Below are 24,607 nucleotides of genomic sequence, written 5' to 3'. Positions count from 1 at the left end.
CCTGGTGCGCCTTACTGCGCGCGCGTGCGGGACTCCACGTTGAGCAACTGCCAGCGGATCGCCGATGCATCCGCCGGCGGGTTCGGCACCTGGTATTCGCGCACGCGCAGCCGGTAAGCCACGCCCGGCTCGAAATCCAGCCCTTCGATCGGCCCATACCACAGCTGCCACGGCGCATCCGGCGACTCGCGCCAGCGGTAGCACGTCATCTTGCCGACGCCCGTGCACTCCACACGCTGCGAGTCGATATAGACGGTCTTCTCCACGCCCGCGGCTTCCACGCGCGCACCACGCTTGCCCACGCCTTCGCGCTCGACGAACTGCAGCAGGTCGCCGTCCACGGTCTTCCAGATGATCTGCCGGCCGGTACTGGCCGCCGACGGCTGCGTGCCCACGGTGGCAAACGGCGTCTGCATCGCCTTCAGCAGCGCCGACTCCAGCGCCATGCGCGGCGGCGGGCAAGCCATGCGCGTGCCGGCGATGCGATCGAAGCGGATGCCGGTTTCGGTCTTGCCATAGCTGCCGGTAAAGCGATTGCAGCCGCTGGTGCCGCTGACCGTGCCCTGCGCGGCATCGATGCCCTCGTTGAACTCGAAAATGATCGGCTGGCCATTGTCGCCGTGCGGAATCTCGCGCAGCGAGCCGTCAGGCTGCTGCCAGCGCACCAGTTCCCAGCGGCTCGGTCCGGACGGCTGGGTCTGGTTCAGGTTGGTGCCGGCCGAGGGAAGATTGGGCGCGGTCGCGGTGGTGCAGGCGCCCAGCACGGCGGCGACCAGCACGGCGGCCGCCAAGGGGATCGGGCGATTACGGCTATCCATAAGAGCTCCTGTTGCGGGCTGCCCCGGGGCGCCCGTAGCGATGTCATCGATGGATGTGACAAGCAGCATGCCGGAAAGTGCACCCCGGCCATGGACCTTCAGTTTAGCAAGCCGATCCGGCAAGGCCTCCACCAAGCGCCTGACCCTCCACACACATCCTGTAACGGGTAGTCACGCTCACCCGGCTAGGATGCGGAACTCCTGGAAATGCCACCGTGGCCATCCGATATAATCGCTTCGCCCCGAGCCGCAATGCCGGCGCCGGGCACCGCTCCTCAGGAGACGGCGACAATAATAAGACGGACGGAACGGCACGCATCTCCCATGCACCACCTTCCTCCGGAAACCTTTCTCCATGCTCTTGATGACGAGATTGCAAGGGTCCCTACCGTTGGGGATCGACAAAGCTCTGTACCTGAGCGCCTGTGTTGTCCTGGCTGCGTTTCCCGCGCTGATGTTCGTCAAGCCGTCGCTCAGCAACACCTGCTTCGGGCTGTTGCTGGGGTGGAGCGCCATCGCCCTGGCTGCCGGCGGCCGCGCGGCCCTGGCCGAATACGGCGCGATCCTGAGCCGCTACTGGCCCTTCATGCTGGCCATGGCGGCGCTGCCGCTGGCCGTGCTGCTTCAGCAACTGCTGACTGGGGCCGAAGACCCGCATGTGCCCTATCTTTACCTGCGTTTTGCGCTGTTCATCCTTCTGGTCCCTGGCATGCTGCGCCTGGGCCGGCGCGGCATGCAGAGCATCCAGTGGGGCTTCGTCGCCTGTGCGCTGATAGCCGCCTTGTGGCTGCACGAAGTGGCCGCAGCAGGCCGCCCCAGCCATGTCGGCTTCTCCAATGTCATTCCCTTCGGCAACCTCGCCCTGCTTACCGGCATGCTCGCCGTGATCTCGATCGGTTGGAACCGCCCCGGCGATCACTGGCTGGCCGGCCTGAAACTGCTGGCCGGCTTCGCGGGCCTGTATGCCTCATACATGAGCGGTACGCGGGGCGGATGGCTGGCGATTCCGGTGTTGGCATTGATCGCATTGGCCGCCTCGCGCCGGTTGACGCGGCTGCACAAGGCGGGGGTGCTGGTGGGGCTGGCCGGGCTGATGGCGCTGGGGTGGTTCAGCAGCGCGATGGTGCAGCAGAGGACGGCTGCGGTTGTATCGGAACTGTCTCAATTTGTTCAGCATGTAACGTCGGACACTTCGATCGGAGTTCGCCTTCAGCTCTGGCGCGCGTCGCTTGAACTGTTCCAGGCCCAACCCTGGACCGGCGTCGGACCGGAACACTTCGAAACGACCCTGCAGACCCTTGCCACTCAGCATGTGATTACGCCGCTGGCGGCGACCATGCCGCATTCTCATAATGAACTGCTGCATGCCGCCGCGACGCTCGGCATTCCTGGATTGCTGGCGATCCTTGCGTTGTACCTTGTGCCCGCCGTCTTCTTCCTGCGCCACCTGCGCGGAACCGACCGCGGCACCCGGGTCGCCAGCGCCATGGGCCTGGCGCTGTGCTGCGGCTTCATGGTGTTCGGGCTGACCGAAGTCATGTTCGCCACGACGCTGGTCAATGCCTTCTATAGCCTGGTCATGGCGTTTTGCTTTGCCTACGTCGTCGCGCGCCAAAGCAAACTGCCGGCACCGGCAACGCCTTGAACCCGGACTCGCGGCGCCATATCTGCTTCCTGACCGGCACCCTGAATGCGATGGCCGGCGCGGAGCGGATGACCGCCACCATCGCCAACGCGCTGGCTGCGCTCGGACACTGCGTCACCATCCTTAGCCTTTGGGACAGGTCCAGCCAGTTTCCATTGCACCCCGAAGTGCGCCATGAAGCGGTGTTCGCGCAACGCCCTTCGTTCAAGCGCGCCTATTTCGCCACCGTTGCCGGCATCCGCCGGCACTGCATTGCGCATCGCATCGATGTGCTGGTGCAGGTGGACCCCATGCTGGAACTGTTCGTGCTGCCTGCCACGCTCGGCCTTGGCCTGCACCATATCGCCTGGGAGCACTGTCACTTCGACCAGGACCTCGGCAAGCCCGCACGCAAGCTGGCGCGTCGGCTGGCGGCGCGGTTCTGCCGCCAGGTGGTGGTACTGACGGAGCGCGACCGCAGCCGCTGGCTGGAAGCCCTGCGGCCGCGCAGCGAGGTCGTGTGCCTGCCGAACCCGCTGCCGTTTGCATTGCCGGATGCGCCGGCGACACGCGCGCAAAGGACGGTGCTGGCCATGGGGCGACTGGTCCCGGCCAAGGGTTTCGATGTGCTGCTGCGCGCCTGGAAGATCGTGGCGGCACAGGCGCCGCAATGGCAGTTGCTGATACATGGCGAAGGCGAGGAGCGCCCCGCCCTGGCGGCATTGATCCGGGAACTGGGGCTGGCAGACAGCGCCAGCCTGCCCGGCATCTGCCATGACCCCGTGCAAACCTATGGCAGTGCCTCGGTGTTCTGCCTGAGTTCGCGCTATGAGGGCTTCGGGCTGGTGCTGATCGAAGCGATGGCCTTCGGGCTGCCGATCGTAGCGACCGATTGCGAGACCGGCCCGCGCGAATTGCTGGATCCGGGCCGGGACGCGCTGGTGGTTGCCCCCGACGACGCCAATGCCTTGGCCCAGGCGCTGCTGGCCGTGATCCGCCAACCGGAACTGGCAGCAAGGCTCGGCGCCAGCGGCCGCCAGAAAGCCAGCCGGTTCGCGCTGGAACAGATCGCGCAACAATGGGACGCCCTGGTCAGGGCGCCGAGCTAATCTTCAGTCAGCCTTCCAACGTCGGTGCAACGGCCGCCAGGGTGCGCACCGTGGCGCCGCGATGCAAGCCCGAAAAAGTCTGCGCATGCGCACGCATCTCAGCCAGGCGCGCCGGATCTGCCAGCACGCTGGCCGCGGTACGCATCAGCACGTCGGCATTGTCGACACGCATGCACGCGCCCGCGGCAATTGCATCCTCGGTCGCCTGCGCAAAGTTGAAGGTGTGCGGCCCGATCAGCACGGGGGTGCCGACGGCGCAGGCTTCGATCAGGTTCTGCCCGCCCAGTGGCAACAAGCTGCCACCGATAAACGCCAGGTCCGACGCGGCAAAGTACATGGCCATCTCGCCCATCGAATCGCCCAGCACGATGTCGGCCGTCAGCGGCGACCGCACGCGATCGAGATCCAGATTGCTGCGGCGTTCGACCGAAAACCCGGTCCGCGCCGCCATCGCGGCCACTTCATCGAAACGCTGCGGGTGGCGCGGAATCAGCAGCAGCGCCGGCCGGGGCACGCCTGGCGCCAGGGACTCCCAGCGCGAGAAGGCGTCGAGCAGCATCGCCTCTTCGCCCTCGCGGGTACTGGCCGCCGCCAGCACCGCGCGCGCGCCGAAGGCCTGGCGCAGCTGCCCGCCCAGCGCCACGCCGGCCGGCGCGGGCTGCATGTCGAACTTGAGGTTGCCGGTGATCTGCACCGCCGGCACGCCCAGTGCGCGAAAGCGCTCGGCATCGCCCGCCGTCTGTGCCAGCACGCCGGCAAAGTCGCGGTACATCGACGTTGCGGCGCGACCGAAGCGGGCCGTGCGCCGGTAGCTGCGCGGCGACAAGCGGGCGTTGACGAGGTACAGCGGCACGCCCGCCTTGCGCGCGCCATGTACCAGGTTCGGCCACACCTCGGTCTCCATCAGCATGCCCACCTGCGGCCGGAAATACCGCATGAACCGCCGCACCAGCCACGGCAGGTCGTACGGCAGGTAGCACTGCACCACGCGCGGCTCCTTGCCAAACAACTGCGCGCCGGTCTGGCGGCCGGTTGGCGTCATGTGGGTCAGCAGCAGGCGGTGATGGGGATGCGCAGCCAGCAGCGCCTCGACCAGCGGCTGGGCGGCGCGGGTCTCGCCCACCGACACGGCGTGGACCCATAGCCACGGCCCCGGCTTCGGCAGGCCGCCATAGGCCCCGAGGCGTTCGCCGACATGCTGCAGGTAGCCCGGCTCCTTGCGCGCGCGCCAGGCCAGGCGCAGCAGCGCCAGCGGCAGCACCGCCACCCATAACAAGCTGTACAGGAGACGCAACATCAGGCAGCCACTCCGCGCACGCGGCACGCCGCCTCGTAGACTTCATCGACCGACGGCACCACGCCGTCGTCGCCGACATTGGCAATGCGCTCCGACCAGTAGCCTTCGGTCTTCCAGCGCCAGGTGGCGGTATAGATTTCCACGGTGGGCCGGCACAGCGCCGCGGCGATATGGACCAGGCCGGTATCCACGCCGATCACCACTTCGGCGCGATTGATCAGGCCAAAGCCCTGCATCACCGAGAAGCGCGGCAACACCCTGGCCCGTGGCACGCCGGCGGCGATGGCTTCGGCGGCCTGGCGCTCCTTGTCATTGCCCCATGGCAGCAGCATCACCAGGCCAGCTTGATCCAGGCGCCTGCCCAGCGCGTGCCAGTTCTGCAGCGCCCATTTCTTGCGAGCCCCCGCGGTCGCATGGAAGCACACGGCATAGCGCGCCGGCAAATCCGCCCATAGCGGATCGTCGACAGACAGCGTCCGCGCGCCCTCCCCGAAAAACAACGGCGGCTCGGCCGGCGCGGTCCCGGTCAGCGCTGCGCCCAGCAAGCGCGAGCGCCGCACCGAATGGGTCTGGCGCGGCACTGACACCGGATCGGTATAGAGCCGCCGTGCCGCCGGTTCATAGCCCGAGCCCTGCGTGGCGTTGCCAAGCCCGATGATGGGCGCGCCCGGCGCGCGCGCGGCGACGCGTGCCACCACCGCCGTCTTGAGCAAGCCCTGGCTCTCGATCACGGCGTCATAGCGTTCCTGGCGCAAGGCGTCGCGCACCGCGCCGATCTCGCGCCAGGTGCCGCCCTGCAGCAGGCGCTTGCGCCAGCGCCGCAGCGCAAACGGGATCACGCGGCGCACCTCGGGCAGCAGGCGTACCAGCTCAACGTAGCCTTCTTCGACAACCCAGTCGATCTCGGCGCCCGGCCAGCGCGCGCGCAAGTCGTGCACCAGCGGCATGTTGTGCACCACATCGCCGAGCGACGATACCTTGACCAGCAGGATGCGCGGCCGCTCCGGCAGCGCAAAAGGCACCGCGGCCGGCATGGGCTGTGCCACACCGGCCGCGTCAGACGATGCCGCAGGCACCGTCGCGCCCTCAGAACGGGAGCTGAGCATCCGGCTTCTCGGCGAGGATCACGCGCTTGAACTCTGCCTGGATGCGCGCCAGCGCGGCGTCGTTGTCCGCTTCGAAACGCATCACCACCACCGGCGTGGTATTGGACGGACGCGCCAGGCCAAAGCCGTCGGCATATTCCACCCGCACGCCGTCGATGGTGATCACTTCGCGCGCGCCGTCGAACCTGGCGTTGGCGCGGATCTTGTCGAGCAGCGTGAAGGGCTCGCCCTCGGCGCACTTCAGCTGCAGTTCAGGGGTGTTGTTGGCGTTCGGCAGCGCGTTCAGCACCGCGCTGGGATCGGCATGGCGCGACAGGATTTCCAGCAGCCGCGCGCCGGTGTACAGGCCATCGTCAAAACCGTACCAGCGGTCCTTGAAGAAGACATGGCCGCTCATTTCACCGGCGATCGGCGCGCCGGTTTCCTTCAGCTTGGCCTTCACCAGCGAATGCCCGGTCTTCCACATCAGCGGCTCACCGCCGTGCTGTCGGATCCACGGCGCCAGCTTGCCGGTGCACTTGACGTCGTAGATCACCTGCGCACCGGGATTGCGCGACAGGATTTCCTCGGCGAACAGCATCAGTTGGCGGTCCGGGAAAATCACCTGTCCGTCCTTGGTCACCACGCCCAGGCGGTCGCCGTCGCCATCGAAGGCCAGGCCCAGCTCGCAGTCGGTCTCGCGCAGGGTCTTCATCAGGTCCTGCAGGTTTTCGATATGCGCGGGATCGGGATGGTGGTTGGGGAAGTTGCCGTCGACCTCGCAGAACAGCTCGACCACTTCACAGCCCAGGCCGCGGAACAGATCGCCGACAAAGGCACCGGCCACGCCATTGCCGGCATCGAGTGCAATCTTCATCGGGCGGGACAGCTTGACGTCTCCCAGGATGCGATCGAGATACTTCGCGCGCACATCGACTTCCTTGTACGCGCCTGCGCCCTGGGTGAAAGCGCCGGCCTCGATGCGCTTGCGCAGGTCCTGGATCTGCTCGCCGTAGATGGCCCGGCCCGCCAGCACCATCTTGAAGCCGTTGTAGTCGGGCGGGTTATGGCTGCCGGTGACCATGATGCCCGAGGTGGGGCGCACGCCGTCGATCTCGATATTGGTTGCGAAATAGACCATCGGCGTCGCCACCATGCCCAGGTCCAGCACGTCCAGCCCGGTGGCGCGCAGCCCCTCGACCAGGCCACCGATCAGGTCCGGGCCGGACAGCCGGCCGTCACGGCCGACGGCGATGGAAGTCTCGCCAAGCTCCACGGCGGCGGAGCCGAACGACAAGCCGATCTGGCGCGCGACGTCGCGGGTGAGCGTTTTACCCACGATGCCGCGAATGTCATAGGCTTTGAAGATGGAAGGATCGATTTGCATGTAGGGTCCTGAGTTGCTTGTCGTCCGCGCCACACCTTGCCAGCAGGCCGATGCGGCGCCCCAAAGGCAGCTATTTTGCCGGATTGCGGCGGGCCCGGGCGGTATAATCGCCGCATTATCACGGATGGACACAATTTTCGGAGTCTGTCCTACATCCGGCGGTGCCCTGCCCAGCGCTCAGGGGTATTTTGTCCTGCCGCGGCACCCGCGGCGGACCCGATCCGTCACGAAACGTACACAGCCTTGAAGCCATCCGCGCAACCGTCGTCCCGACCTCGCATTGCCTACCTGATCACCAATGCGGAGATCGGCGGCGCGCAGTCGCATGTCGCCGACCTGCTGCGGTCGATGGCCGGCAAGGCGGATACCGTGCTGCTGGCGGGCGGCGAAGGCCCCCTCTTCGAGATCGCCGCACGCACCGGCGCGCAGACCATCCGGCTGACACGGCTGGACAATGCCCTGTCGCCCTGGCGCGCCATCCATGCCTTGCGTGAACTGGTCGGGGCATTGAAACACGCCGCGCCGGACCTGATCCATGCCCACAGCGCCAAGGCAGGCGCCCTGGGCCGCATCGCCGGACTGTTACTCGGCATACCCGTGGTATATACCGTCCACGGCTTTGCCTTCAAGGCCGAAGCCCCACCCCGCCAGCGCCTGGCCGCGCGCGTGGCGGAATGGCTGCTGGCACCGCTGGCCGCGCGCGTAATCTGCGTCGCGCAAGCGGAACGACAACTGGCCCGATCGCTTCCGCTTACCGCCGAACGCATCTCGGTCATTCCCAACGGCATCCCCGATACACCCCATCGCGCCGACCCGCAAGCCCCCCTGCGAAGGATTGTGATGGTCGCGCGCTTTGCCGCGCCCAAGCGCCCGGACGCGGCGATCCGCGCGTTCGCGCGCGCAGGGCTGGAGTCGTGCGTACTGACCCTGGTCGGAGACGGCCCGCAGCGGCACGCCATGCAGCAGCTGGCGCAACAGCTTGCACCGGGGCGCGTGGAGTTTCCCGGCAACGTCACCGAAGTACCGGCGCTGCTGGCTTCGGCGCAGGCCTTTGTGCTGGCGTCGGACCACGAAGGCTTTCCGCTGTCCGTGCTCGAGGCGATGCGTGCCGGACTGCCGGTAGTCGCCTCAAACCTGCCTGGCATCCGCGAGCAGCTCGAAGACAACCGGTACGGGCTGCTGGTCGATCAGGATGACGAGCATGCGTTCGCCGCAGCGCTGCGCCGCCTTGCCGACGACAGCGCCCTGCGTGTGGCGCTTGGCCATGGCGCGCGCCAGCGCTGGGAGCAATGCTATGGCCTGGAACGCATGACCGACGCCACCTGGTCCGTCTACCGCGACGCCATCGCCCAAACGCCCCGCGCCGCGCGGGTGCCGACGTCATGACCATCAAGGCCGACAGCATGCGGCACCGCGCCCTGCGCATGCGCACCGGCGGCTCGGAGACCGTGCGCCGCGTGAGCCGGATGGTGGCGTGGGCGTTGCTCGGCCTGGCGCTGTTCGCGCTCAGCGCGGTCGGCGCCGAAATGGCCCACCGCGCCGGCATCGTGACCTACGTGTTCACGCGCACCCTGCTATGGTCCGTCGTGCCGTACCTGGTCGCGTTCATGCTGCTGCATCGCTCGCTGCACCTGCCGGCGATGGAAGGCAACAGCCTGGCCGGACTTGCCGCGACGCTGCCGTTCTGCGGCCTGCTCTTCGTGTTTGCCGCCTTCCATATCGAATACTCGCGCGGCGCGCTGCTGCTGTCCTACCTGATCACGCTGGCGTGGCTCTGGACCGGCTATCGACGCTTCGTGCAGAACTACGTGCCGCTGTTCGGCTATACCGATCCGGGTACGCTGGCGCAGCTGGACGCCATCCTCGCCATGCCCGGCGCCGCGGCGCCGGCGCGCATCCGCTTTGAACCGGTGGGCTCGCTGGAGGACGCCAGGCACTTCGACGGCCTGATGGTAGAGCGCAGCGCCACCGGCGACCCCGAACGCACGCGGCTGCTCGCGCACTACAAGATGAGCCATGTCCGCATGTACTCGGTCGAGCGCGTCGGCGAAATGCTGACCGGCCGCGTCGGCCTGGCGCACATCGACGAGAACTTCCTGGACGACTACGCCGCGCACTACCTCTACGGCTACCTGAAGCGCGCGATCGATATCGTGGCCGTCACCTGCCTGGCACCGCTGGCCGTGCCGCTGGGACTCGCCGTCGCGCTCGCCATCCGACTCGAAACGCCTGGCGGCGCCATCTTCAGGCAAGAACGCGTGGGCCTGTTCGGCAAGCCCTTCGTCATGCTCAAGTTCCGCAGCATGGGCGTCGACGCCAGCGCGCCCGCCCTGTTCGCGGCACGCCGCGATCCGCGCGTGACGCGGGTCGGGCGCATTATCCGCAAGTACCGCCTGGACGAGATTCCGCAGCTGTGGAACGTGCTGCTCGGGCATATGAGCCTGATCGGCCCGCGGCCGGAGCAGGCGCCCATGGTCGACCGGTTTTCCGAGACCATTCCCTATTACCCGTACCGGCACCTGGTGCGACCCGGCCTCTCCGGCTGGGCGCAGGTGCAGCAAGGTTATGCCGGCAGCCATGAAGAGACTGTGACCAAGCTCAGCTATGACCTGTACTACGTCAAGCATTGTTCGCTGGCACTGGATTTGCTGATCGGGGTGAAGACGCTCAGGACCCTCGCGACCGGTTACGGAGCCCGCTGATGGGCAGCGTCGACGAGACTGCCGCGCCGGCGCCATTGCGCATCCTTGTCATCACCACTGGCCTCAAGCTGGGCGGCGCCGAGCAGCAGATCGCGGCGCTGGCGCGCGCCTTCCTGGCACTGGGCAACGAGGTCGCCATCCTCAGCCTGACGCAGGGGCAGGAGATCGACTTGCCTGCCGCCATCCACGTCACCGAACTGGACATGCGCAAGACCCCGCTGTCGATGCTGGCGGCCCTGCGCAAGGCCCGGCTGCTCGTGCAGCAATGGCGCCCGGATGTTATCCACGCCCATATGGTCCACGCCAATCTGTTCGCACGGGTGCTGTCCAGGACGGGACGCATGCCGCCAGTCATCTGCTCGGCGCACAGCGCACGCGAAGGCGGCCGCCTGCGCGCCCTCGCCTACCGCGTCACGGACCGCTGGTGCGCCCTGACGACCCACGTCAGCGACGCCGGCCGCCTGGCGATGGTGGCCAGCGGCGCCGTGCCGGACGGGCGTGTGATCGTGATGCCGAACGGCATCGATACCGGCCGCTTTCGCCCGGACCAGGCTTCGCGCGAACTGGCCCGACGCGACCTCGGCCTGGGCCCCGACGACGTGCTGGTCCTCAACGTCGGCAGGCTGGTACCGGAAAAGGACCAGGCCATGCTGATCGAGGCCTTCGCCGAGCTCAGCCGCGACATGCCCAAGGCACGGCTCATGATTGCCGGAGATGGTCCGTTGCGCGATGAACTGGCGCATCGGGTCGCCCGGCGTGGGCTGAATCATGCCGTACTGTTGGCCGGCGCCAGGAAGGACATCCCGGAGCTGCTACGCGCCGCCGATGTCTTCGTGCTGTCTTCGCGTATCGAAGGCATGCCGCTGGCGGTAGGCGAAGCGCTGGCCAGCGGTCTGCCGGTCGTGGCGACCGCCGCGGCAGGTGTATCCGAACTGGCGGCAGACACCGCCACGCTAACCCCCCCGGGAAATCCACAAGCCCTGTCGAGCGCCTTGCGCAACGCCATCGCAGGCCTGCCCGGCACCGAAACTGAACGCGACCGGCGCCGCCAGCGGATCGTCGGCCATTTCGACGTGAATGGTGTGGCGCGGCAATGGCTGGCGCAATACCGCAGCCTGAGGAAACAACCCTGATGCGCCGCAAAGTCGCGGGCAACCTGCTCTGGCTGCTGGCCGACCGTGGCTTGCAGGTGGTCGTGGGCATCGGCGTGGTGGCCATGCTGGCGCGGGCGCTGGGCACCGAAGGGTTCGCGCATTTCCAGTATGCGCAGTCGCTGGTGTTTATTGCGGCGTCGATACCGTTGATCTGTTCGGCGGAAGTCGTGGTACCGCGGTTGGTGGCACGGCCGGACCCAGGAGCTACGCACGCGCTGCTCACCCATGCCTTTACGATCCGCCTGACCGCAGGCATTGCTGGCTATGTACTGATGAACGCCTATCTGGCATTCACACAACAGCCGGCGGACACATGGATCCCCGCAGCCATCCTCGGCACAGCCATCATGCTGCGCGAACCGTTCGGCGTGGTCATTGCATGGATGCAGGCGCGTTCGCATAACCGGCCGAACGTGGTCTTCAACCTCGTTGCAATGGCTGCGAAGGTCGCTCTGATCGGCGCGCTGTTCTTTACAGGCGTCAATTTGGTGCCTGCGTATGCGACAGCCTTTGCCATCGAACCGCTGATTGCCGCTGCGTTGTTAGCCTGGTACTACCTGGCGCGCGCGCCGCGTACCGTACCAATCCGCGACGCGTCGCTGACACGGGACCTGGTACGCGATGGGACGCTGTTCTGGGTTAGCTTCATGCTGATGGTGTGCGCGCGGCGTGCCGACCAGTTGATTCTCAAGCCGCTTGTGCCGCTGGCGGAACTGGGGGCGTATGCGGCGACGATGCAAGTGCTGGATAACTTTACGACTGTCGCTACGATCCTGGCGGCCGGGGTCGCGCCGATGTATGTGTTCGGTCAGCAATCGGTGGGGGCGGCACGACGCAATGTGCTGCGCGTAACCGGCGGCATGATCGCAGTTGGGCTTTGCGGGGCAACGATCCTGGCACTTTGTGCTGAATGGGTGGTTCAGTTGCTGTATGGGCAGGCGTTTGGCGAGACGGTCGTGCTGCTGCGATTGGCAGCGCTCGCGTCGACGCTGATCTTTGCGGACGTTGGATTGAGTTTATTTCCGGTGTATTTGCGTAAGCCGCGCTGGGTGGCGGTGAAGTGGGCGCTGGTGCTGGTTACGACCGTTGTCGTCGATTTCGTCGCGGTACCGCGTCTTGGTACGCGCGGGGCCGTCCTTGGCTATGCGGTGGGTAACGCCGTAGCATTGGTCTTTGGCTTAGCCTTGGTGCTTCGCACTAGGACTGCGACTGCTGTTGCCTCTGCTTGAGCGAATCCTTTTCTTGCATGCCAACCATTCCTGCCAGCGCAGTTCTCAGAATTCTGAGAGTCGTCTCATTCCCCCAACTATCCGTGCAGCGTAGCGTTGCCAGTGGTGCTGACCACACCTCTCACGGCGACTAAGTTGCACTCGGCAGTCGTAGTTACATAGCAGCCAAAGCTCCGCTTTGGCCGGGTAGCGCGCATTGATACAAGACCCGAAAGGGGAAAAAATGCGGGCCGTCTGTGAGCGGTGGTCAAAGTACCCGGCCGCCCCCTTGACCAGGGGCGAAGTGAAACCTCACAGGAGTTGGCTATGACGGAGCAATCTGCTTGCACTCAGGTACGCACTCTTACCACTGGGCGTACATACTTTCCGGTTCGGTGCGCCAAGGATAACGGCTTTAGTGGGTTGCGGGCCGTGCCTTGGATTCGGTTGAAAGGGGTCTGGCTGGAGGAGGCCGGATTTGCCATCGGGCGGCCGATAAAGGTCGAGGTACGGCAAGGGCAAGTTGTTATTTGGCTTGCATAGTGCCCGAGCCTGGAACCACGGCCGGCAGGAGTCCTGGTCGACCTGGCTGCAATCCTCAGCTTGGCGTCGGCGGCGCCGTGGCCGGATATGCGGCCGCCAATGCCGTCGCCGTGGTGTTTGGCTGATCCTGATCCTTCGCGTCCGCGCCACCGCTATCAACGCGGCAATATCCGCCTGACCAGATCGGAATACCCCGAGACGGCCCTACTCTCCATTATTGCCCGAGTTGAAACTGCGCTTACCGCGCAGCACGATTCGGCGGCCAACGCGCAGGCAGCGCCATGCGTTACGCATAAGCAACAGATGAAGCCCGGTGACACCAAGGAACGAAAGAAATAGCACCTGCTCCGAGACCCCTTGCTTCCAGCAGTAAACGCCGACGAAACCCAGCAAGGCGTTGCTGACGAGGATGACCCAGACAATGGCATCCGGGCTCAGGCCAAGGCGAAGCAACACGTGGTGCAAATGAGTGCGGTCAGCAGAGAGCGGATTGCGGCGCTTCAATGCGCGACGAATGACCACCACCAGCAGGTCGATCAGCACAAAACCCAGCACCCAGAGCATGACAACTGGCGGCACATGACGGCCGTTGTTGTAAGTTGGCTGCGACAACTCCACCGCAAACCAGACGATGCCATATCCGAGCATCAGACTGCCGGCATCGCCGAGAAACACGCGCAACTTTCCCCGGAAGGGGTTGCGCATATTGAAGATCAGAAAGCCGAGAATAGCGCCGCAGAAAATCACGCATACGCGCTGCGCAGCGAGATTGCCCAACTCGCCTGCCAGATAGGCGTACCAGCCGAATACGATCAGCGAAAGCCCGCCCGCCAGGCCATCGAGCCCGTCGCTCATGTTCATGGCGTTGATGACGGCGACTACGGCAAAAAGCGTCAGCGGGATCGCCCAGTTTGCCAGTTCGATCTCGCGCCGGCCGAAGATGTCGCCCAGCGACGTCAGATAGACACCACCCCATGACGTCATCAGGATCGCCGCAAAGATCTGTGCGCCCAGTTTGGCCACCGGAGACATGCCTTGCATGTCGTCGATCAGGCCGACAAAGGCCAGCAAAGTCAGCCCTCCCAACAGGGCGACGTAGTAACCCTGGTTGCGCATGAACAGCAGGCAACCCGCCCAGATCGCCAGCGTTACGGCGATGCCGCCGACCAGGGGCACGGCTCCGTGGTGTCGCTTGCGATTGTCGGGACGATCCAGCAGGCCGCCGACCATGGCAACTGGCCGCAGCAGCAGAACGCTCAGCGCGGAGACCAGGAAGGCAAAAGCTGGAACCCAGAAGAAATCGAACATGGAATCGTTCTAATAATGTTCAATTGCCGGCGGCGAGATGGCGCAAGCGGAACCGCCAATAGGCGGAAGACGTAAACAGACGCATCATGCTTGCCAGATGCCAGCGTAGGTAGCGAAGACGGCGGTGGCTGTCGCGGCGGGCATCGTGCATCACGATGACATCATTGGCGAGATGGACGCTCCCTCCATTCAGCCATGTACGCAGGCAAACGTCCACATCCTCGCAATAGAGATGGTACCGGTCGTCGAAGCCGCGCAGCCGCTTGAATACGCTGGCATCAAAAAGCAGAAACATGCCGGCAGCCCAGTCAACCGGAACCGTGCCTTCGCCGGCGTAGTCCGGAGGCATGCGGTTGTTGGTCAACCGGGTCAGCGCACGTCGCAGCAAAACCAATGGTCTCGGCACTTTCCGCGCACTGTCCTCGACGGCGCCGTCGTTGGCGACCACCCGCGGCGCCACGACTCCCGGTCGCGCCCGGGCTTGCGCCAACAGCGCAGGAAAGGGATTTTCGATCAACCGGACATCGGGATTGACCACGCAAAAATACGGCGTGTCGCAAAAAGCGAAGGCTGCGTTGTGGTTTGCCCCGAACCCCTTGGGCTCGGCATTCTGGATATACCGGATGTCGAGATCGCCGAAGCCGTCATCCGCGGCACGGCGTTCGGGCAGGTTCTCGGTAATTACGACTTTCAGGGGGACTTCATGGGCAATCGCAGACAATTGCCTGATCAGCGGACGCATCAATTCCCCCTGGCCGTGGCTGACCAGGGAAACCGTCAACAGCTTAGCGGTTGCTTCCACGACCTGGCCTCGCATCCACCAACGCACCACCGCGGCCCTTTACGCCGTCGATGATGCCTCGGGTCATCAATCGGATTCGCTTCAGCCGCGGCGACATGCCGAGGCCGAAGAACACCGCAAACTGCGACAGGCGGAACACATGGGTAATCCGCCACGCAAGACTCATCGGCGTCGTCAGCAGCATGCGCACGGTATTGCGGAACATGTAGTAATCGCGCGCAGGAGAATGCACGGGCACCTCACGCCACCGGCCAAGCCAGACCCGTACCACATGGTCGCCCAGCGCATGCTCCAGCCGCGCGCCTGGTATTGCAAAGAGTCGCATGCCCCGCGCCCTTACGCGCAGGCACCATTCAGTGTCGACGTGGTCGATAAAATAGCCCTCGTTCATCATGCCGTAGCGTTCGAGGACCGAGATGGCGATCATGGTGCCGGAGGCAATCAAGAAGTCGGCCTCGACATAAGGCTCCGAGGTCACGGTGGCAAGCCGCTGCACGCGTCCGCGCACCATGCGCACCACCTTGGAAGTCGTGCCGGTTCGGCGGTCGTGTGCCACCGCCCCCACCGCCCCAACCTCGACACCGGCGTCGCGCAACTGCCGGTCTGCTTGCCGCAGCGCGGCGACCATGTTGTCGGCCGGCACGCTGTCGTGGTCCAGCAGGAGAACGTATTCGGCACCAGCGGCCTTTGCGGCTTCGATACCGCGGTTTTGGGCCGCGGCGATGCCGAGGTTGGTGCCTAGTGGCACGAATGTGACCGGACATCGGGTCTCGAAAGGACGGCAGAGGGCTGGGACATCTACCGCTGTCGTTCCGTTGTCAACCACAATGATCCGCGCTACCTGATCAGCGCAACGGTCTAACAAGCGTGGCAACACCTCCCCATCCGGGTTGTAGGTGATAACCACCGCAGCAACGCCACCGCCCGGCTCGTGGGCAGGAGCCACTGCGCCGGCGCTCCCGACGCGCAGATCAGTCACCATGCGAGCCCCCGATCAACCGCCTCGCCCATCCACGGATGCGCAGCAGCTTCAGCGTTACCCGCAGGCGCGTTTTGGCAATCCAGCCGCCGATGCGGATTGCGACCGTGTCCGCGGCGACGACGCCCGGAGACAGTACTGGTTTTGGACTTTCAAAGGCAAACTGCAGCAGCAACTCGCGCCATTGCGCGGCCACCACTGTCTGGGCGTAGTTTTCTTGAACGTCCATGTACGCGCCATCGGCAAGGCACTGCCGCAATTGGGGGTCGCGCACCAAGAGCGCTATCGCGTCATACCACTTGTCTGCTTGCATCGGCACGAGCAATCCGTTTTCGCCGCTCCGGATTGATTCGCGATATGGCGAACTGTCGGAATAGACGCCTGCAACATGCAATGCACCGTACTCGCGGTATTTGTTGTTCGTCTTGTAGAGGTTCGAACTAGTATTGGCCATCGGCGCGAGCCCGATGTCGAGCGCGCTCTCATTCTTAAGCCGAATAAAGTTCTCATAGCTATCGACATGCGCGAAGAAATACACGCGATCGACACCGCGCAAGACCGGCGGACAGTACCCGAAGAAATACAACGACACCTCGTTGAAGTCAGCGAGTATGCGCTGTAGCGCCGGAATGATTTCGATGAAATCCCGATCACGGGTCACACTCCCCGCAAAACCGATGCGTACTTCCCCGGGATGCGAGGCGCGCGAACACCGATCTCCGAGAATGCTGAAATCGAAAGGCGCATGCAAAACGCAAACGTTCGCATCGAAATGCTCGCTCAGGTAAGCTCCTAACAATGGCGAATTGACAATCACGGTGTGCGCGTTGCGTATTGCCAATTCAAGCGTCGCCCTGACTTCCGGAGCCTGGTAATACTGCGCTAGCGGGCTATCCCCCTTCAATTCCCAGAAATTGTCATCCACGTAATACAGAAACGGGATGCCACGCCGGATCATCCATTTCAACATCTGCCGGCTGCCAGGGTCCCCCACTCGGATAAGCAGGGGCAAGGCGTTGCCTGCCAGCCGCGAAGGCAAGAACTCAGGAACGAGCATCTGCTCGACCGTCCCCTCTTTCCCAATAGCTTCGCGGACCAGTCGGCCAATGATATGCGTAGTCGGGATCTCGCCTTCAATAACTAATTTTACTGACGCGGCATCCTCGGAATTCTTACGAGCCGTGCTGCTCCCACCGACACGAAAGGATGATACGGTTGCTACCTTCGTCATTTAATCGGCCATTACAAATTCTGCGAATGGCGTCGCAGCTGCAAACCGCAGCCCAAAGAGACGGCGATTGATAAATTCATATACATAGACCGGACACTGCGAACGGCAGAAAACGCGGAACCGCCAGGTTTCATCAGCGGACACAGGCAAATCGCTGAAGGAAAACTGCACCGGGCGCGTCAAATCAAGCGACGCAAGATCATGTCCAACTTGAGCAACAATTGCGTCATTCGGAGCAACCACCTCTACACCTATCATTCCTTGCTTCAGCCAGTCCACTGCTATGGCGAAAGACACGCCACGCAACCTGCCTGCAGGTAGCTTCACCTTGTACTCACGAAACGCAATGTCATGCAGGGAGTCGCTTAGCTCCAATGACGATTTCGGCCCCCGCCAACCTACCGATTCACTGTACTTGCAAAGTGACGAAAACTCCGGGGCGCATGACCCCCACAGATCACTGGGACGACGAAAGACGCGGTGCCGCCAAGAATAACGATGCATCTTCCGATACCGCGCAAGCTGTGTCCCGTCGGTGGACGCACCCCCCATCGCGATAACCCCGGACCCAAGGTGCGCGGTAGAGACGCGTAACCATCCGGCCAATTTATGCAAACGTCGCTGCTGCTCCATCGCGTCCGGCTCACCGCCGTGCTTCGTGAAAATTTGCTCGAGCACTCGCGCATTCTCGGAGCCGGAAAAGTGCTCTTCACAATATTGTGCATTCCGTCGCTTCAGACCTTCGCAATCAACCTCTCCGTCCATAAGCTTCTTGAATGCCTGATACCAATAAGAGGTCAGGAACGGCTCCTCAACCACGACGGCGATTTCTTTCGCCGCTATATCACGATATGGATCGGTATCCGGCAAAACTGCGACCGCGCCCAGCAAATTTGCCGTCAATAGGACATTCTTTGTTTTGTACTGGTTATTTTCAGTTTCGCTAGGACCATGAACCACGAAATCTGGCTTGTATCGTCCATATCTTCTTACAGCGAAAGCATAACCTGGGTCATACGGCAGAAACGTAACCCTGAAATTCTCATGCCCCACAGCTTCACTCGACACATCTTCATCCACCTCAGTCGTAACAAAGTGAATTGTTCGACCTTCATCAGCTAATTTCTGAAGAGCTGGAACAACAGCTTCCCATAAGCCTTTATGCCGGTGGGAACCTCCGGCAAAGGCCACGACAAAATCTTCCTCGCGCGGAATTGGCTCCGCGTTCCCGATGAAATTTCGCTGGTCGACACATGCCGGCGGAAAATAGATCAAATTATCATGAATAATCCGATCCGCAAAGTATTTGACCAGCGCCTGTGAAGTGAGCAAGACCCCCTCAAATCGGCGCAATGCATTTCGCAGGGCTCGCGGCGAATAGTCTTCTCCCGGAATTTTAAGTTCGTTTCGCTCCATCAGGAGCGAAAGATTATCATCCAGATAGAAATAAACCGGAATACTCATACGGCTGGCCGCGTCTATCCAAAAATCGAATGGGTACAAGCGCCGCACAAAAATCACGCATGTAGCGCGCGCCATTTCCTCCATCCCAAACGCGCCATTAGTGGTTAGCACGCGCACACGTTGGGCATACTTTTGCGGCAGCATATCGAAGCACAGCGCCGTCGAGGCGTTGTAGTCGATATTCACTATGAGAGCATATCCGTCTCCAGCATCAGGAGATACTTGCCGCTCTTTCCAACCCCGCTGCAAGGCATGCTTATCGCCCAGACTTTTGCACACTGCACGAGTGCTATGGCCATGCAGAGGGTTTGGCTCAAGCACCTCATATTCGAGGAACGACGTTGGCCTTAGCTGATCATTTCTTGCAGTGCGCATCCACTCGTCAGCTGCCCATGAGTCCAGTTGGTAAGTATTGCCCAGGCTGTCGGTCGTAGAGGGACCATCAACCAATGCGACTGCAACGTCGACGAAACGCAGCTCATAGCGATCGGCAACACGGCACCACAAATCCCAATCGCAAACGCGTGCCATTACCACATGGGGATCATAGAAGCCTACATCCTCTACTATGTGCCGGGGCAGCAACACACCGTTGTTGGGAACAAAATTCCCCCCTCTAAGGGCGCCTTGCGAGCTTCCCCCGCCCAGTCTTGCTGTTGCTGTCTCTCCTGATACGGGATGGCGAACTGTCCACTCAACATAGCCATAGCAAACGGCCCAAGGGCATTTCTCCGCTTGCTTCAACAGCTCTTCCAGAGCATCCGGGTAAAACGCATCATCATCAAATGCGAAGGCAATCATATCTGCCCGCGCACGCATATAAGCTTCGTACTCGGAAATAGCGGGCAACCCGATATTCTTGGGATGCCTCAAACAACTCACCCGGCCGTCGCGCCGCATGAACTCGGCAATCTGGTCAGCGGTCCCATCGGTACTAGCGTCATCGACGATGATTAGTTCAAGATCCGTCAGGGTCTGCTCGAGGACGGCTTCCACCGCGCGGCGGAACAGCCCGCTCTTGCCGCGCCGAAATGTTGGCAGTAGCACAGAAATCTTCGGCTTGGCGTGCTCGGAGTAATCCGAACCCGGCATCCAGATGGTATCCCTGACGAGATCTTTGACTTTCATTCACTATTCCCTAACGGAGAAACCCAATTATTGGAGCCCATTGCTACAGGGTCTTCTAATCATCTTGGGCATTGGCACAGGCAGGACACCAAGCCTGGCCCCTCACCAACGATCATCCCTCTGCCGCTTCCGCTATCGCACAGGATGCGCTGTGTACTCTGAGAGAACGTCCTTCACAGGCCCGTCCATGGCGACCTCGCCTTTCCTCAGCCAGATCGCGCGCTCGCAGAAATCTTCGACGAGGGGAAGCGAGTGGCTTGAAAAGACGAGGATCTTTCCCTGCTCCATAAATTCATACATGCGGCGCTTCGCCTTTTCAGCAAAGACGAGGTCACCGGCACCCATCACCTCGTCCAGCAGCAGGATTTCAGGGTTGATTGCCGTCGAGACGGAAAAGGCCAGCCGGATGAACATCCCCGCCGAGTATGTCTTCACGGGATAGTCGAGGAAATGTCCGAGCTCGGAAAACTCGGCGATGCTATGAATACGTTCCTCGACCTCGTCCGGCGTCAGACCTAGCAACATCGCTCTGATGCGGATGTTGTCCCAGCCGGTCTGCGTCATTTCGAAGCCAGTCGCAAGTTCAAACATCGGCGATACATGGCCCACAATTTCCGTTTCACCTGCGGTCGGAGGGTAAATACCCGCCATCACCTTCAGGATCGTACTCTTGCCAGCGCCATTCAAACCCACAAGCCCAACGCGCTCGCCATGCTTGATTTCCAGGTTGATACCTTTTAGGGCATCGACATATTCGCGGCTGCCGTTCGTCTGACCACGCAGCAAATTCAAGACCGTGCCTTTTAGGCTGTCCTGACGCATCGACACGTCAAAACGCACGCGCACATCGCGCAGACTGATCTTTAGCTCAGAGGTCATAGAACATACACAATGCGATGAGACATGCGCTTCATCACTGCGAACGCAGCGATACCAATCAGGACGGCGTAGCCGACGGCAACCATCCAAACTTCCTCCGGAGGCGACGCGTTATTGAGCAGCGGGTACCTAACGATCTCGATCAGGTAATACAGCGGATTGTATTGATAGATGAAGCCGAGACCGCGGTCCTTGAGCATGGTGACGGTGTACATCACAGGTGTGACGTAGAAGCCAATCTGGATCAAACCGCTCAGAAGATGCGGCAGATCGCGGAACCTTGCGCCAAGGTGAGCAACGATCACCAGGTGGAAGAAATTAATAACGATGAACAGCAGGAAGCCGGGCAAGAACCACAGCGCACCGAGATCGAATTTCCGCCCATAGGCCAGGGCCACTGCAAAGAAAACCAGCATGCCGACGCAGAACACCACCAGGTAGGGCACCATAGCCCGATACAGGTAGGTGACTTTCGGGAAGGAAAACTGCTTGATATAACCCTCGGCATTGACGAAGGCGGAACCGCCCTCCGTCAATGCCGAAGTCATGAATGCCCAAATGGCCAAGCCAAGTGTCAGAAACGGTAGAAACTCTTCCATCGGTTGATGGAAGAGCTTCCCGAAGATAATGCCCACCGCCGCCATCGTGGCCGACAGGTTGATCAGTATCCAGAGCGGTCCCAGCACCGAATTCCGAAACCGCCCCTTGACGTCTTGCACTCCCATATGGAGCCACACACGCCACAGTTTGGCTGCAGCAGCATACTCCGTCAGCGGATGCTTGCGGCTGCTGTTATAGACTGTCATCTAGTACACGCTCCATTGCGACCCGCCCATCCTGACGACCTGTTTCCACGAAGCCCAGCTTCTCGTAAATGCGAGCAGCATGGAGATTCGATTCCAGCACCTCTAGGTAAGCCTTGGACAAACCAAGCTTGTCGCGCGCGAACACCAGCAGCGCCTCGATCGCACGGCGCATCTTCCCTTGCCCGGCTGCCTCCGGCGACACGACAAAGCGGCCGATCTCGGCGCGGCCGGTCGACCCATTGACGTCGTAGATCGCGACCTGGCCAATCAGCGCGCCCGTCTCCGGGTCCTGCACTACGAAGACAAAATCGTCGGGCTTCTCGGAATACTTTCGAAACCAGCCCTGATGGCTCTCCAGGGTCAGAAGGTCGGAAAAAATGAATTGCTGCCTGACGCCCTCGCGGTTGCGCCAGGCCAGCGTCAACGGAAGGTCTTCCGTCGCAAGGGGGCGCAGACGCACCCCCTTGGCTTCGAATGGCTCGAAGATGGGCTTCATGCAGCGTACTTGCGAACCAGTTCGCAGACGAATTCGACGTCGTTGCGGCTGATACCCATGTGCATAGGCAGGGACAGCACTTCGTTGCTGGCCGCGTGTGCGCGCGGGCACTTGCCCTTGCCGCTAGCGTACATCCGGTATTCGGTATTGTCGCGGTAGTGCACACCCGGATAAACCTCATGCTCGTGCAGCGCCAGCATGAGTTCGTCACGATTCTTTACACGGATCTGGAACAGGTGGCGCGACGAATCGCAGCCTTCGGTAATCGTCGTCAGGCGGATATTGTCATGGCCAGACAGCAGTTCCTCATACCAGTTTGCCAGTTGGCGGCGGTAGGCGTTGTCGTTGTCCAGATACTTCAACTGCACCAGGCCGATCGCTGCCATGATGGAGTTGCCGTGGTACTTATAGCCGACCTCTTCCACGTCGTACATCCACTTGTATGCGCCTTGCGTCGTGGTACGTGCAAAGGTGTCCTTGTTAATGCCCAGCCACGTCATCTTGCGCACGCGCTCGTCATCTTCGGCCTCCTGGAAGCAAATCATGCCCGAGTCGGCGGTGGGCAGGTTCTTCACGGCCTGGAAGCTGAACACCGTCACATCGGCATCGTGGCCGACGTGGCGTCCGTGATAGCGCGTACCCGACATGTGGGCCGCGTCGAGCACCAGCTTGATGCCCTTTTCCTTGCACAGGGCAACCACCTTGTCGTACTGGCCGACATTGCCACCCAGGCCGACAAAGATGACAGCACGAGTGCGGTCCGTGATGCGCTCGGCAATGCTGTCCGGGTCCAGGCACAGCGAGTCATCGACATCGGCGAAGACCGGCGTCAGCCCGGAATACAAGATGGCATGGTTGGTCGAAACAAAAGTCAGCGGCGTGGTGATGACCTCATCGCCGTCCGCCCAGCCATACTTGGTCTTGAACAGTTCGAAAGCGAGGTGCAGGCCAACGGTATTGGAGCCGAGGAAATGCGCGTACGGCAGGCCGGTGTAGGACTTCCAAGCTTCTTCCATTGCGTTGGTCTTGAAGCCGAGCCCGGTCCAGCCTTTTTCCAGACATTCCTGGATTTCTTTCAGGCATTCTTGGACACGGAAATTAGGTACAAACAATTGGATTGCCATTTTTTTCTCCCAGGAATTCAGATATGTATTTAATCACTCAAACAATTCAGCAGCTGCGAAAGCCGGCGCGTCCTCATCTTTCTTCGAGAGCACAGGTGCGCCGTCGATTGGCCAGTGGATGGCCAGTGCCGGGTCGTCCCAGCGCAGCGATCGCTCGAACTGCGGGGCATAGTAGTCGGTGGTCTTGTAGAGGAATTCTGCGCTCTCGGACAGCACCACAAAGCCATGCGCAAAGCCTTCGGGCACCCACAGCTGGCGCTTGTTCTCAGCCGAGAGCTCGACACCAACCCACTTGCCGAAATTCGGCGAGCTGCGGCGGATATCCACTGCCACGTCGAACACAGTACCCGCTACGACGCGCACCAGCTTGCCTTGGGGCTGCTGGATCTGGTAGTGCAAGCCACGGAGTACATTCTTCGCAGAGCGAGAATGATTGTCCTGTACGAAGTCCCGCTTTAGTCCCGTGGCATCCTCGAACTGGCGCGCATTGAAGCTTTCAAAGAAAAACCCCCTGTCGTCGCCAAAAACCTTGGGTTCGAGGATGAGCACCTCGGGCAAAGCTGTCTTGACAATATTCATACTCATGCAATCGACTCCTTCAATACCTGCTGGAGGTACTGGCCATAACCGTTCTTTGCCAATTCCGCCGCAATCTTCTGCATCGTATCCGCCGAAATCCATTGATTGCGGAAAGCAATCTCTTCCGGACACGCCACCATCAGCCCCTGCCGCTTCTGCAGTGTCGCGATGAAGGTCGCGGCCTCCTGCAGCGAATCGTGAGTACCGGTGTCCAGCCAAGCATAGCCGCGCCCCATGATTTCAACTTCCAGTCGAGCGGCTTCGAGGTAGCGCTTGTTCACATCCGTGATTTCAAGTTCGCCACGGGCCGACGGCTTGATATCTGCCGCAATGTCGCAAACCTGATTGTCGTAGAAATAAAGGCCCGTCACGGCATAGTTGGAGCGAGGCTGCGCCGGCTTCTCTTCCAGCGACAAGGCACGGAAATTCGCATCGAATTCGACCACCCCATAACGCTCGGGGTCGTGCACATGATAGGCAAAGACGGTGGCGCCCGCCTCACGCGACGCGGCGCGCTGCAGTTGCTTGGCCAGATCGTGACCGTGAAAAATGTTATCGCCGAGAATCAGCGCTGAGGGATCAGAACCGACGAACGACTTGCCGATAACGAAAGCCTGGGCCAGCCCATCCGGGGAGGGTTGCACCGCATACTCGAGGTTCAGGCCCCACTGACTGCCATCACCCAGCATCTCGGTAAAGCGCGGGGTGTCCTGCGGCGTCGAAATCACCAGGATGTCACGAATACCTGCGAGCATAAGCGTGCTCAGCGGGTAATAAATCATCGGTTTGTCGTAAACGGGAAGCAGCTGCTTGGACACCGATCGCGTGATGGGATACAGACGGGTGCCGGAGCCACCAGCCAGAATTATGCCTTTACGTTTCAT

General features: G+C 62.1%; 22 protein-coding genes. 7 read left to right on the top strand and 15 right to left on the bottom strand.

What is annotated here, in order from left to right:
- Nucleotides 1–11: 11 nt before the first annotated feature.
- A complete protein-coding gene (locus U9J39_RS04515; protein WP_326346609.1) occupies nucleotides 12–818 on the bottom strand; it encodes an META and DUF4377 domain-containing protein in 807 nt (268 codons plus the stop codon).
- A 355-nt stretch (nucleotides 819–1,173) separates the two neighbouring features.
- Here U9J39_RS04515 and U9J39_RS04510 point away from each other — a divergent pair, with 355 nt between their 5' ends.
- Together U9J39_RS04510 and U9J39_RS04505 are read left to right on the top strand one after the other, a co-directional pair.
- Nucleotides 1,174–2,463, top strand: coding sequence for an O-antigen ligase family protein (locus U9J39_RS04510; protein WP_326346608.1), 1,290 nt, complete (start codon nucleotides 1,174–1,176; stop codon nucleotides 2,461–2,463).
- Nucleotides 2,460–3,551: a glycosyltransferase family 4 protein gene (locus U9J39_RS04505; protein WP_326346607.1), complete on the top strand. Its 1,092-nt coding sequence runs from the start codon at nucleotides 2,460–2,462 to the stop codon at nucleotides 3,549–3,551. Before U9J39_RS04510 ends, U9J39_RS04505 begins: the two co-directional genes overlap by 4 nt.
- A gap of 7 nt (nucleotides 3,552–3,558) precedes the next feature.
- Here U9J39_RS04505 and waaA read toward each other — a convergent pair whose 3' ends face one another.
- From waaA to U9J39_RS04490, 3 genes are read right to left on the bottom strand one after another with little or no spacing between them, the layout of a single operon-like run.
- Nucleotides 3,559–4,848, bottom strand: coding sequence for a lipid IV(A) 3-deoxy-D-manno-octulosonic acid transferase (gene waaA / locus U9J39_RS04500; protein ID WP_326346606.1), 1,290 nt, complete (start codon nucleotides 4,846–4,848; stop codon nucleotides 3,559–3,561).
- Nucleotides 4,848–5,954, bottom strand: coding sequence for a lipopolysaccharide heptosyltransferase I (waaC, locus tag U9J39_RS04495; RefSeq protein WP_326346605.1), 1,107 nt, complete (start codon nucleotides 5,952–5,954; stop codon nucleotides 4,848–4,850). The genes waaA and waaC overlap by 1 nt, the downstream gene beginning before the upstream one ends.
- Entirely contained in the window at nucleotides 5,935–7,320 is a 1,386-nt protein-coding gene (locus U9J39_RS04490) for a phosphomannomutase/phosphoglucomutase (RefSeq protein ID WP_111519373.1), read from the bottom strand. The genes waaC and U9J39_RS04490 overlap by 20 nt, the downstream gene beginning before the upstream one ends.
- Before the next feature lie 243 nt (nucleotides 7,321–7,563).
- Here U9J39_RS04490 and U9J39_RS04485 point away from each other — a divergent pair, with 243 nt between their 5' ends.
- The 5 genes from U9J39_RS04485 to U9J39_RS29435 all read left to right on the top strand — a co-directional run bounded on the left by U9J39_RS04485 (nucleotide 7,564) and on the right by U9J39_RS29435 (nucleotide 12,927).
- Nucleotides 7,564–8,706 carry a glycosyltransferase family 4 protein gene (locus U9J39_RS04485; protein ID WP_326346604.1) on the top strand — a complete coding sequence of 381 codons (1,143 nt, stop codon included), beginning with the start codon at nucleotides 7,564–7,566 and terminating at the stop codon, nucleotides 8,704–8,706.
- Nucleotides 8,703–10,022: a sugar transferase gene (locus U9J39_RS04480; RefSeq protein ID WP_326346603.1), complete on the top strand. Its 1,320-nt coding sequence runs from the start codon at nucleotides 8,703–8,705 to the stop codon at nucleotides 10,020–10,022. The genes U9J39_RS04485 and U9J39_RS04480 overlap by 4 nt, the downstream gene beginning before the upstream one ends.
- Nucleotides 10,022–11,155, top strand: a complete 1,134-nt coding sequence (locus tag U9J39_RS04475) for a glycosyltransferase (protein WP_326346602.1) — start codon at nucleotides 10,022–10,024, stop codon at nucleotides 11,153–11,155. The genes U9J39_RS04480 and U9J39_RS04475 overlap by 1 nt, the downstream gene beginning before the upstream one ends.
- On the top strand, nucleotides 11,155–12,405 hold the full coding sequence (locus U9J39_RS04470) for a lipopolysaccharide biosynthesis protein (protein WP_326346601.1): 1,251 nt from the start codon (nucleotides 11,155–11,157) through the stop codon (nucleotides 12,403–12,405). The genes U9J39_RS04475 and U9J39_RS04470 overlap by 1 nt, the downstream gene beginning before the upstream one ends.
- A gap of 306 nt (nucleotides 12,406–12,711) precedes the next feature.
- Nucleotides 12,712–12,927, top strand: a complete 216-nt coding sequence (locus U9J39_RS29435; RefSeq protein WP_442784881.1) for a SymE family type I addiction module toxin — start codon at nucleotides 12,712–12,714, stop codon at nucleotides 12,925–12,927.
- 204 nt (nucleotides 12,928–13,131) lie between these two features.
- Here the strand turns inward: U9J39_RS29435 and U9J39_RS04465 are convergent, their stop codons facing one another.
- The 11 genes from U9J39_RS04465 to rfbA form a co-directional block, all read right to left on the bottom strand.
- A complete protein-coding gene (locus U9J39_RS04465) occupies nucleotides 13,132–14,235 on the bottom strand; it encodes an MraY family glycosyltransferase (protein ID WP_115710498.1) in 1,104 nt (367 codons plus the stop codon).
- Between the two features lie 19 nt (nucleotides 14,236–14,254).
- Entirely contained in the window at nucleotides 14,255–15,037 is a 783-nt protein-coding gene (locus U9J39_RS04460) for a glycosyltransferase (RefSeq protein WP_326346600.1), read from the bottom strand.
- The gene (locus U9J39_RS04455) at nucleotides 15,021–16,019 is read right to left on the bottom strand and encodes a glycosyltransferase family 2 protein (protein ID WP_326346599.1); all 999 of its coding nucleotides are present in this window, start codon (nucleotides 16,017–16,019) and stop codon (nucleotides 15,021–15,023) included. The genes U9J39_RS04460 and U9J39_RS04455 overlap by 17 nt, the downstream gene beginning before the upstream one ends.
- Nucleotides 16,009–17,247, bottom strand: a complete 1,239-nt coding sequence (locus tag U9J39_RS04450; RefSeq protein WP_326346598.1) for a hypothetical protein — start codon at nucleotides 17,245–17,247, stop codon at nucleotides 16,009–16,011. The genes U9J39_RS04455 and U9J39_RS04450 overlap by 11 nt, the downstream gene beginning before the upstream one ends.
- Entirely contained in the window at nucleotides 17,248–19,839 is a 2,592-nt protein-coding gene (locus U9J39_RS04445; RefSeq protein ID WP_326346597.1) for a glycosyltransferase, read from the bottom strand. It abuts the gene before it with no gap.
- Between the two features lie 132 nt (nucleotides 19,840–19,971).
- Nucleotides 19,972–20,718: an ABC transporter ATP-binding protein gene (locus U9J39_RS04440; RefSeq protein WP_326346596.1), complete on the bottom strand. Its 747-nt coding sequence runs from the start codon at nucleotides 20,716–20,718 to the stop codon at nucleotides 19,972–19,974.
- Complete coding sequence (locus U9J39_RS04435; RefSeq protein ID WP_252675521.1) at nucleotides 20,715–21,524, bottom strand: ABC transporter permease; 810 nt, start codon at nucleotides 21,522–21,524, stop codon at nucleotides 20,715–20,717. Before U9J39_RS04435 ends, U9J39_RS04440 begins: the two co-directional genes overlap by 4 nt.
- On the bottom strand, nucleotides 21,511–22,020 hold the full coding sequence (locus U9J39_RS04430; RefSeq protein WP_326346595.1) for a GNAT family N-acetyltransferase: 510 nt from the start codon (nucleotides 22,018–22,020) through the stop codon (nucleotides 21,511–21,513). Before U9J39_RS04430 ends, U9J39_RS04435 begins: the two co-directional genes overlap by 14 nt.
- Nucleotides 22,017–23,144: a DegT/DnrJ/EryC1/StrS family aminotransferase gene (locus U9J39_RS04425; RefSeq protein ID WP_115704352.1), complete on the bottom strand. Its 1,128-nt coding sequence runs from the start codon at nucleotides 23,142–23,144 to the stop codon at nucleotides 22,017–22,019. The genes U9J39_RS04430 and U9J39_RS04425 overlap by 4 nt, the downstream gene beginning before the upstream one ends.
- 33 nt (nucleotides 23,145–23,177) lie before the next feature.
- Entirely contained in the window at nucleotides 23,178–23,729 is a 552-nt protein-coding gene (gene rfbC / locus U9J39_RS04420) for a dTDP-4-dehydrorhamnose 3,5-epimerase (protein WP_326346594.1), read from the bottom strand.
- Entirely contained in the window at nucleotides 23,726–24,607 is an 882-nt protein-coding gene (gene rfbA, locus U9J39_RS04415) for a glucose-1-phosphate thymidylyltransferase RfbA (protein ID WP_326346593.1), read from the bottom strand. Before rfbA ends, rfbC begins: the two co-directional genes overlap by 4 nt.

This window comes from Cupriavidus sp. SS-3 (assembly GCF_035818815.1).
Classification (GTDB): Bacteria; Pseudomonadota; Gammaproteobacteria; order Burkholderiales; family Burkholderiaceae; genus Cupriavidus; species Cupriavidus taiwanensis_C.
The sequence above is the reverse complement of the archived record's forward strand: the minus strand, read 5'-3'. Positions and strand labels throughout refer to the sequence as shown.